Consider the following 1,076-nt stretch of genomic DNA (forward strand, 5'->3'; position numbering starts at 1 on the left):
GTTCGTGGTCACCAGTTCCCTGTTCGCATGGCTCTGCTGGCCCACCGAGTCGCTCGTTCGTCTCATCTCACGCCGAGGTTAAACAACAAGCTCAGGGCAGCTTCTTGTCGAGGGCGGAGCGCCCCTCCTCGGCCAGCTTGCGCCGCGCCCATTCCAGGCTCTCGGGCGTCACGTCCCGCCCGGAGGCGAGCACCAGGTCCTCCGCGCTCGGCCGCTCGCTCTCCCCCGTGTGCAGAAGCCGGTCGGGGGTGACGCCCGATGCCTCGGGCACAGCCGCGGATACGGATTCGGGGTCTTCGCTCATGCCGCCTCCTCCTCGTCGTTGCGGCCATTCTCGCGCCGCGGGGGCCGGGCCGCATCCGAGAGGTTCCGGACCCGGTGGGCCACCCGGGAGAGTGAACCGGTCATTGGGCCGTACGAGGAGTGGGCAGAACCGGAATGTCGTTTCTCACCTCTTGAGGCGGTGCCCATGCTCCACGGCGTCGACGTCAGCGCCTACCAGCCCTCCTACGACACGGACGGTCTCGACTTCGTCTTCGTCAAGTCCACCGAAGGCCGCACCTATGTCAACCCACGTCTCGACGCCCAGGTGAAGCGGGCCCGGGACGCCGAATGCGTCGTCGGCTTCTACCACTTCCTCTGGCCGGGGAACGTGGAGGAGCAGGTGGCGTACTTCCTGAGCAGGACCCCGGAGAAGGAGGGCGACCTGCTCGCCGTCGACTGGGAGCAGACCGGCGGCGGGACGCGCGCGAGCAGCGCGGAGAAGGACCGTTTCCTCCGCGAGGTGAAGCGGGAGCGGCCCGGCCACCGCGTCCTCCTCTACTGCAACCGGGCCTTCTGGCGCACCCACGACACCAGCGAGTACGCGGGCGACGGGCTGTGGATCGCCGACTACGTCTCCGCCGGCAAGCCCCGGATCGAGGCGTCCTGGCGGATCCACCAGTACACCGACGACCCGCTCGACAAGAACGTGGCCGACTTCGACTCGGTCCGGGCGCTGCGCGACTGGGCCGCCGGGTAGCGACCGGCCGACCCCTCCGCCGGCCCCCCGTGACGTGAGTGCGGGGGGCCCCGCG

General features: G+C 69.8%; 2 protein-coding genes. One reads left to right on the forward strand and one right to left on the reverse strand.

Annotated features, from left to right (window positions below; translation table 11 throughout):
• Positions 1 to 91: 91 nt before the first annotated feature.
• A complete protein-coding gene (locus tag AB0917_RS34175; RefSeq protein WP_366823589.1) occupies positions 92 to 304 on the reverse strand; it encodes a hypothetical protein in 213 nt (70 codons plus the stop codon).
• Positions 305 to 469: 165 nt separating this feature from the next.
• Between AB0917_RS34175 and AB0917_RS34180 the strand changes: the two genes are divergently transcribed.
• Positions 470 to 1,021, forward strand: a complete 552-nt coding sequence (locus AB0917_RS34180; protein WP_366823590.1) for a GH25 family lysozyme — start codon at positions 470 to 472, stop codon at positions 1,019 to 1,021.
• The last annotated feature ends 55 nt before the right edge of the window (positions 1,022 to 1,076 follow it).

The organism is Streptomyces sp. NPDC007346 (assembly GCF_040703535.1).
In the GTDB taxonomy this organism is placed as follows: domain Bacteria; phylum Actinomycetota; class Actinomycetes; order Streptomycetales; family Streptomycetaceae; genus Streptomyces.